10 protein-coding genes are annotated in these 7,337 nt (G+C 71.4%); 9 read left to right on the top strand and 1 reads right to left on the bottom strand.

All coding sequences use genetic code 11. The features are described from left to right. From CCR87_RS05470 to CCR87_RS05480, 3 genes are all read left to right on the top strand, one after another. Positions 1 to 623, top strand: a 623-nt coding sequence (locus CCR87_RS05470) for a DNA-3-methyladenine glycosylase family protein (protein ID WP_201156554.1), incomplete at its 5' end; no start/stop codon positions are given. Then, positions 620 to 1,282: an alpha/beta hydrolase gene (locus tag CCR87_RS05475; protein WP_201156555.1), complete on the top strand. Its 663-nt coding sequence runs from the start codon at positions 620 to 622 to the stop codon at positions 1,280 to 1,282. The genes CCR87_RS05470 and CCR87_RS05475, both read left to right, overlap by 4 nt. Before the next feature lie 153 nt (positions 1,283 to 1,435). Continuing rightward, a complete protein-coding gene (locus CCR87_RS05480) occupies positions 1,436 to 1,648 on the top strand; it encodes a hypothetical protein (protein WP_201156556.1) in 213 nt (70 codons plus the stop codon). Between the two features lie 30 nt (positions 1,649 to 1,678). Here the strand turns inward: CCR87_RS05480 and irrA are convergent, their stop codons facing one another. Further along, entirely contained in the window at positions 1,679 to 2,113 is a 435-nt protein-coding gene (gene irrA / locus CCR87_RS05485; RefSeq protein WP_201156563.1) for an iron response transcriptional regulator IrrA, read from the bottom strand. A gap of 192 nt (positions 2,114 to 2,305) precedes the next feature. Between irrA and fabA the strand changes: the two genes are divergently transcribed. The 6 genes from fabA to trmB are packed head-to-tail and all read left to right on the top strand — an operon-like array spanning position 2,306 to position 7,285. Continuing rightward, positions 2,306 to 2,815 (top strand): bifunctional 3-hydroxydecanoyl-ACP dehydratase/trans-2-decenoyl-ACP isomerase, encoded by a 510-nt coding sequence (fabA, locus tag CCR87_RS05490; protein ID WP_201156557.1) that lies wholly within the window; start codon positions 2,306 to 2,308, stop codon positions 2,813 to 2,815. A 28-nt stretch (positions 2,816 to 2,843) separates the two neighbouring features. Continuing rightward, positions 2,844 to 4,073, top strand: coding sequence for a beta-ketoacyl-ACP synthase I (gene fabB / locus CCR87_RS05495; protein WP_201156558.1), 1,230 nt, complete (start codon positions 2,844 to 2,846; stop codon positions 4,071 to 4,073). 17 nt (positions 4,074 to 4,090) lie between these two features. Then, the gene (locus CCR87_RS05500) at positions 4,091 to 4,879 is read left to right on the top strand and encodes an enoyl-ACP reductase FabI (RefSeq protein ID WP_201156559.1); all 789 of its coding nucleotides are present in this window, start codon (positions 4,091 to 4,093) and stop codon (positions 4,877 to 4,879) included. Position 4,880: 1 nt separating this feature from the next. Continuing rightward, positions 4,881 to 5,942, top strand: coding sequence for a phosphoribosylformylglycinamidine cyclo-ligase (purM, locus tag CCR87_RS05505; protein ID WP_201156560.1), 1,062 nt, complete (start codon positions 4,881 to 4,883; stop codon positions 5,940 to 5,942). Further along, positions 5,939 to 6,538 (top strand): phosphoribosylglycinamide formyltransferase, encoded by a 600-nt coding sequence (purN, locus tag CCR87_RS05510; protein ID WP_201156561.1) that lies wholly within the window; start codon positions 5,939 to 5,941, stop codon positions 6,536 to 6,538. The genes purM and purN overlap by 4 nt, the downstream gene beginning before the upstream one ends. A gap of 51 nt (positions 6,539 to 6,589) precedes the next feature. Further along, positions 6,590 to 7,285, top strand: a complete 696-nt coding sequence (gene trmB, locus CCR87_RS05515) for a tRNA (guanine(46)-N(7))-methyltransferase TrmB (protein WP_201156562.1) — start codon at positions 6,590 to 6,592, stop codon at positions 7,283 to 7,285. The last annotated feature ends 52 nt before the right edge of the window (positions 7,286 to 7,337 follow it).

Below are 7,337 nucleotides of genomic sequence, written 5' to 3' on the forward strand. Positions count from 1 at the left end.
GCCGGATCATCCGCTCCGAGGCCTGCGTGGCCGAGGGCGCCGACTGGCTGGCCCGCAGCGAGCCGCGCTTTGCCCACGCGCTGCGCCTGACCGGCCCGGTGCCGCTGCGCCGCCGCCCGGACGGATTCGGGGCGCTGATGGGGGCCATCGTCAGCCAGCAGGTCAGCGTCGCCGCCGCCGTCGCGATCTGGGGCCGGCTGGAGGCGGCGGGGCTGACCGACCCCGCCGCCATCCCCGCCGCCCCCGACGAGGCGTTGCGCGCGGCCGGCCTCAGCCGTCAGAAGGTACGCTATGTGCGCGCGCTGGCCGAGGCGGGGATCGACTTCGACGCCCTGCGCGGGCTGCCCGACGCGCAGGTGGTTTCCACCCTGACCGAGGTGCCCGGGGTGGGGCGCTGGACGGCCGAGATCTATGCGATGTTCTCGCTCGGCCGGGCGGATGTGTTCGCGCCCGCCGATCTGGCGCTGCAGGAATCCGCCCGCGTCCTGTTCGCGCTTCCCGACCGCCCGCGCGAGGCCGCCCTGCGCCGCATGGCCGAGGCCTGGACCCCCTGGCGCGCGGTTGCGGCGCGGCTTCTGTGGGCCTATTACCGGGTCGATCGGGGCCGCGAGGGGATCACATGACACGCATGCTTGCCACTGGCCGTCGGCCGCCCGCCTCGGGCCATGTGAAATCCGCGGTGGTGTTCCTGCACGGCTATGGCGCGGACGGCCGCGACCTGCTGGGCCTGGCCGAGCCGCTGGCGCCGCATCTGCCCGACACGCTGTTTCTGGCCCCCGACGCGCCGGAGCCCTGTGTGGGCAATCCCTTTGGTCACCAGTGGTTCCCGATCCCGTGGCTCGACGGCTCGTCCGAGGCGGCGGCGGCCGAGGGGATGGCGCGCGCGCAGGGCGACCTCGACGCGTGGCTCGATGCGCTGATGGCCGACGAGGGGCTGGCGCCGGGGCAGGTCGCGCTGGTGGGGTTCTCGCAAGGCACCATGATGGCGCTGGCGGTGGCCCCGCGCCGGGAGGCGCCGCTGGCGGGGGTGGTCGGGTTCTCGGGCCGCCTGCTGGCGCCCGAGCGGCTGGCTGCGGAAACGGCCAGCCGACCGCCGATCCTGCTGGTGCACGGCGACGCCGACGAGGTGGTGCCGCCGCAATCCCTGCCGGAGGCCGCGCGCGCGTTGCAGGCGGCGGGCTTTACCGTGCACGCCCATGTCATGCGCGGCACCGGGCATGGCATCGCGCCGGACGGGCTGTCGGTGGCGCTGGCGTTCCTGCGTGATGTCCTGCCGGGCTGAGGCGGCCGGGCGTCCGTCCTCTGGACGGGGCGCCCGGGTGATGCGCGTGTCCGCCCCGCCGATATGGTGGGCGGCCACATCGGGACAGGTCCGCGTGGCGCCGGGTCGCAGGGGGCTTGGTCGTGGTGGGCCGGGTCGTGGGGGCAGGTCTGGATGGACGGGATGACCTTCAATCGTCTGATCAGGATGCTGATCCGGATGGTCGCGCGGCGCGGCATCCCGGGCATCGGGCGCGGCACAACGGGCCCCAGAACGGGCGGCATGCCGGGCCCGTCCCACGCTCCGAAAAGCGCCAACCGCGCGCAGCGCGACGCCGTGCGGCGGGCCCGTCAGGCCGCGCGGATCACGCGCAGGCTGGGGCGCTGAGGGGCGTCACCGCTTGCCCCGGGTCGCCCGTCACCGGCGGCGCAGGCGGATGACCACGTCGACGCGCGCGACCTCGGCGCCTTCGGGCGGGGTCGGCAGACGCGCGATTTCCAGCTCATGGCTCGGGGCGTCGATCAGCTCGGCGGTGTCTTCCCAATAGAAATGCGGGTGATCGTCGATGCGGGTGTCGAAGTAGCTGCGGTTGCCGTCCACCGTCACCTCCTGCACCAGCCCGGCGGCGCAGAACGCCCGAAGGGTGTTGTAGACGGTGGCCAGCGACACCGCCTCGCCCTCGGACTGCGCGGCGGCATAGAGGCCCTCGGCGGTGACGTGGCGGTCACGCCCGTCGCCCACCAGCAGCGCCGCCAGCGCCAGACGTTGCCGGGTCGGCCGGACCCCCGCATGGGACAGCCAGCGGGTGCCCCGTTGCAGGGCGGTATCGGACAGGGGCGCGGTAATTTCCATCATTGCCCTGCATGATTAAGGGCTCGGCCCGCCGATTTCAAATGAAAATGAATCGCAGCCCCGCCCCCGTCCACCATGCCCGTCCGCCGCCCCCGTTCATTGCCGTCGCCCGGGACGGACGCAGGCTTGCCACCCCGCGCGGCCCGGTGATAGAGGTGCGCGAGTTTTTACCAAAGGCGGGGTTCCCACGGCATGGCCGCATACCCGAGGCAATTCGACAGGGAGGCCCTTCTGGCCTGCGCACGGGGCGAGCTGTTCGGCCCCGGCAACGCGCAGCTGCCGCTGCCGCCCATGCTGATGATGGACCGGATCACCGACATCTCGGCCGATGGCGGCCCGCATGGCAAGGGCCATGTGGTGGCCGAATTCGACATCACCCCGGACCTGTGGTTCTTCGAATGCCATTTCCCGGGCAACCCGATCATGCCCGGCTGCCTCGGACTCGATGGCCTGTGGCAGCTGACGGGCTTCAACCTCGGCTGGCGCGGCTGGCAGGGGCGGGGCTATGCTCTGGGCGTGGGCGAGGTGAAGCTGACCGGCATGGTCCGCCCCGACCGCAAGCTCTTGCGTTATCACGTGGAGTTCACCAAGGCGGTACAGACCCGCCGGCTGACGATGGGGGTGGCCGACGGCCGGCTGGAGGCCGACGGCGAACTCATCTATGCCGTCAAGGACATGAAGGTCGCGCTGTCCGAAAGCTGACGCGCACCCGCCAGGAGGAGAAACGCCCATGCGTCGCGTCGTGGTCACCGGGCTCGGCATCGTCTCGCCCATCGGCAACACCGCCGCGGAGGTCGAGGACAGCCTGCGCGCCGGCCGCTCGGGCATCGTGTTTGCCCCCGAATACGCCGAAAACGGCTTTCGCAGCCAGATCCACGGCACGCCCAAGATCGTGCTGGAGGATCACATCGACAAGCGCCAGCTGCGGTTCATGGGGCCGGGGGCGGCCTACAACTACATCGCGATGGAGCACGCCATCGCCGACGCAGGCCTGGAGGAGGCCGACATCTCCAATCCGCGCACCGGGCTGGTGACGGGCTCGGGCGGGCCGTCGACGTCGAACTTCTTCATGGCCCACACTATCGTCAAGGAAAAGGGCAGCCCCAAGCGGATGGGGCCGTTCATGGTCACCCGCTGCATGTCCTCCACGAACTCGGCCTGCCTCGCGACGCCGTTCCGCATCAAGGGCGTGAACTACTCCATCACCTCGGCCTGCTCGACCTCGGCGCACTGCATCGGCAACGGCGCGGAGCTGATCCAGATGGGCAAGCAGGACATCGTGTTTGCCGGCGGCGGCGAGGAGCTGGACTGGACCCTGTCGTGCCTGTTCGACGCCATGGGCGCCATGAGCAGCAAGTACAACGACGCGCCCGAGACCGCCTCGCGCCCGTTTGACGCCAGCCGCGACGGCTTTGTCATCGCCGGCGGCGGCGGCATGCTGGTGCTGGAGGAATACGAGCACGCAAAGGCCCGCGGCGCGAAGATCTACGCCGAACTCACGGGCTACGGCGCGACCTCGGACGGCCACGACATGGTGGCGCCGTCGGGTGAGGGCGGCGAGCGATCGATGCGCCAGGCGCTTTCCACCCTGCCCGAGGGGCGCCGGATCAGCTACATCAACGCCCACGGCACCTCGACCCCCGCGGGCGACGTCGTGGAGGTGGAGGCCGTGCGCCGCATCTTCGGCGAAGGCAACGTGCCCCCGATCGCGTCGACAAAATCGCTGACCGGCCACAGCCTTGGCGCGACCGGCGTGCACGAGGCGATCTATTCGCTGCTGATGCTGCGCGGCGGGTTCATCGCGGCCTCGGCCAATGTCACCGACCTCGACCCCGCCATCCAGCCCGGCGAGATCGCCACGGAGCTGCGCGAAGGGGTGGAGATGGACAGCGTGCTGTCGAACTCCTTCGGCTTCGGCGGCACCAACGCCACGCTTGTCTTCAGCAAGCTCAACGACTGAACTCCGGAGACACGCGGATGGCCGATCTGATGAAGGGCAAGCGCGGGCTTGTCATGGGCGTGGCGAACGAGCGCTCCATCGCCTGGGGCATTGCGCGGGCCATGGCCGAGGAGGGGGCGCAGCTCGCCTTCACCTATCAGGGCGAGGGGTTCGGCAAGCGTGTGGCGCCGCTGGCGGCCTCGGTCGGGTCGGAGCTGCTGCTGGATGTGGACGTGACCGACGACGCCTCGATGGATGCGGCGTTCGCGCGGCTCAAGGACGCCTGGGGCACGCTGGATTTCGTCGTCCACGCCATCGCGTTTTCCGACAAGAAGGAACTGACGGGGCGGTTTTCCGACACCAGCCGGGCCAACTTCACCAATTCGCTGGCGATCTCGTGCTATTCGTTCATCGATGTGGGCCGCCGCGCGGCGGACCTGATGCCCGAGGGCGGGTGCCTGCTGACGCTGACCTATCAGGGCTCCAACCGGGTGACGCCGTTCTACAACGTGATGGGGGTGGCCAAGGCCGCGCTGGAATCCTCGGTGCGGTATCTGGCCAACGATCTGGGTCCGCAGAAGATCCGCGTGAATGCCATCAGCCCCGGCCCGATGAAGACTCTCGCGGGTGCGGCCATCGGCGGCGCGCGCCGCACCTATCGCCAGGCCGAACTGAATTCGCCGCTGCGCGCCAACCCCACGCTGGAGGCGGTGGGCGGCACGGCGGTGTACCTGGCGTCCGACTATGGTGCCTGCACGACGGGCGAGATCATCCATGTCGACGGCGGCTACCACGTCATCGGCATGGCCCAGTCGGAGAACATCTGACATGGGCGCGGGGGACGACAGCCGGGACGCAAAGGGCCTGACCTATGCCGAGGCCGGCGTGGACATCGCCGCAGGCAACGCGCTGGTGGATCGCATCAAGCCGGCCGCCGCGGCTACCGCGCGGCCCGGCGTGATGGCGGGGCTGGGGGGCTTCGGCGCGCTCTTTGACCTCAAGGCGGCGGGGTACAGTGATCCGGTGCTGGTCGCGGCCACCGACGGGGTGGGCACCAAGCTGCGCATCGCCATCGACACCGGGCATCTGGGCGGCATCGGCACGGACCTTGTGGCGATGTGTGTCAACGATCTGGTGTGCCAGGGGGCGGAGCCGCTGTTCTTCCTCGATTATTTCGCGACAGGTCGGCTGGATGTGAACCGTGCCGCGCAGGTGGTCGAAGGCATCGCGGCCGGCTGCGCCGAGGCCGGCTGCGCCCTGATCGGTGGTGAGACCGCCGAGATGCCGGGCCTCTATGCGGGCGACGACTTCGACCTCGCGGGCTTCGCCGTGGGCGCGATGGAGCGCGGCGCGGCGCTGCCCGACGGCGTGGTCGAGGGCGACGTGCTGCTGGGTCTTGCGTCCTCGGGGGTGCATTCCAACGGTTATTCGCTGGTGCGCCGGGTGGTGGCCCATGCGGGGCTGGCGTGGGACGCCCCGGCACCGTGGGGCGGCAGCCTCGGCGCCGAGTTGCTGACGCCCACGCGGCTTTATGTGCGCCCCGCGCTGGCGGCGATCCGGGCGGGCGGGGTGCATGCGCTTGCCCACATCACCGGCGGCGGGCTGACCGAGAACCTGCCCCGCGTCCTGCCCGAGGGGCTGGGCGCCGAGGTCGACCTGTCCTCCTGGTCGCTGCCCCCGGTGTTCGGCTGGCTGGCGCAGGCCGGTGGCATCGCCGAGGCCGAGATGCTGCGGACCTTCAACTGCGGCGTCGGCATGGTCGTGGTCGTCGCCCCCGACCGCGCCGACGCTCTGGCGCAGGTGCTGGCGGACGCGGGTGCCCCGTCCCGTGTCATCGGCCGCGTGGTGCCGGGGGCGGGCGTGCGGACCACCGGCACGCTGGCGGAATGAGCGGGCACAGGCGCGTCGCCATCCTGATCTCCGGCGGCGGGTCGAACATGGCCGCACTGCTGGAGTCCATGACCGGCGATCATCCCGCGCGCCCGGTGCTGGTGCTGTCCAACGACCCCGCGGCGGGCGGGCTGGCGCTGGCGCGCGCGGCGGGCGTGCCCACGGCGGCGGTGGACCACCGCCCCTTTGGCCGCGACCGCGCCGCGTTCGAGGCCGACTTGAGCGCCCATCTGGACCGCGCCGCCCCCGACATCCTGTGCCTTGCGGGGTTCATGCGGGTGCTGACGGCGGGGTTCGTGGGGCGGCACGCCGGGCGGATGCTGAACATCCACCCGTCGCTTTTGCCGAAATATCCCGGCCTGAATACCCACGCCCGCGCGTTGGAGGCCGGCGACACGCAGGCGGGCTGCACCGTGCACGAGGTCATCGCCGATCTGGATGCAGGCCCTGTGCTGGGCCAGGCGCGGGTGCCGGTGCTGCCCGACGACACCCCCGACCGGCTGGCTGCGCGGGTCCTGCCGTGGGAACACCGCCTGTACCCGGCCGTGTTGCGGCGCTTTGCGGCGGGTGACCGGACGCCGGTTCTGCTGCCCTGAGGAGTGCGGGCGCCTTGACGCGCCGCAGCGGGGGTTCCATAGCCCCGGCCCATGCAGATCCCAGACACCCCCCACCGCAATTTCCACGGCCGCCGCCACGGCAAGGCCCTCAAGCCCAACCAGCGCCTGTGGCTGGAGGAGGACCTGCCGCGCCTGTCGGTGCCGGGGGTGTCGCGGGCCGACAACCCCGGGCGCGCGCCGCTCGACCCGCGCGCGCTGTTCGGCGACGATCGCCCGCTGTGGCTGGAGGTCGGCTTCGGCGGCGGTGAGCATCTGGCGCATCAGGCCCGCGCCAACCCCGGGGTCGGGCTGATCGGGGTGGAGATCTTCCTCAACGGTGTGGCGATGGCGCTGGGCAAGCTGCGTGCGGCCGAGGTGGACAATGTGCGCCTGCATCCCGGCGATGTGCGCGACCTGATGGAGGTGTTGCCCGAGGGTTGTCTCGCGCGCGCATTCCTTCTGTATCCCGACCCCTGGCCCAAGGCGCGCCACCACCGGCGCCGGTTCGTGACGCCCGAATACCTCGGGCCGCTGGCGCGCGCCCTTGCGCCGGGGGCCGAGTTCCGGGTCGCCACCGACATCCCCGACTATGTCCGCCAGACCCTGGAGGAGGTGCCGCCCGCGGGCTTTGACCGCGTCGACACCGACGTGCACACCGCCTGGCCGGACTGGCGCCCGACCCGCTACGAGGCCAAGGCCCTGCGCGAGGGGCGCGCGCCGCATTACCTGAGCTTTCGCCGCCGCTGAGGGTCGCAGTCGGGCGCCAGTCCGGCCAGGCGGTGTGCACGTCGGTGTCGAC

It is taken from the genome of Rhodobaculum claviforme, from assembly GCF_016653255.1.
GTDB classification, from domain to species: Bacteria; Pseudomonadota; Alphaproteobacteria; order Rhodobacterales; family Rhodobacteraceae; genus Rhodobaculum; species Rhodobaculum claviforme.

Excerpts from the sequence above, each read along its gene's own strand:
- CCR87_RS05475 (WP_201156555.1), top strand. The coding sequence starts at position 620 with ATGACACGCATGCTTGCCACTGGCCGTCGGCCGCCCGCCTCGGGCCAT.
- CCR87_RS05480 (WP_201156556.1), top strand. The coding sequence starts at position 1,436 with ATGGACGGGATGACCTTCAATCGTCTGATCAGGATGCTGATCCGGATG.
- irrA (WP_201156563.1), bottom strand. The coding sequence starts at position 2,113 with ATGGAAATTACCGCGCCCCTGTCCGATACCGCCCTGCAACGGGGCACC.
- fabA (WP_201156557.1), top strand. The coding sequence starts at position 2,306 with ATGGCCGCATACCCGAGGCAATTCGACAGGGAGGCCCTTCTGGCCTGC.
- fabB (WP_201156558.1), top strand. The coding sequence starts at position 2,844 with ATGCGTCGCGTCGTGGTCACCGGGCTCGGCATCGTCTCGCCCATCGGC.
- CCR87_RS05500 (WP_201156559.1), top strand. The coding sequence starts at position 4,091 with ATGGCCGATCTGATGAAGGGCAAGCGCGGGCTTGTCATGGGCGTGGCG.
- purM (WP_201156560.1), top strand. The coding sequence starts at position 4,881 with ATGGGCGCGGGGGACGACAGCCGGGACGCAAAGGGCCTGACCTATGCC.
- purN (WP_201156561.1), top strand. The coding sequence starts at position 5,939 with ATGAGCGGGCACAGGCGCGTCGCCATCCTGATCTCCGGCGGCGGGTCG.
- trmB (WP_201156562.1), top strand. The coding sequence starts at position 6,590 with ATGCAGATCCCAGACACCCCCCACCGCAATTTCCACGGCCGCCGCCAC.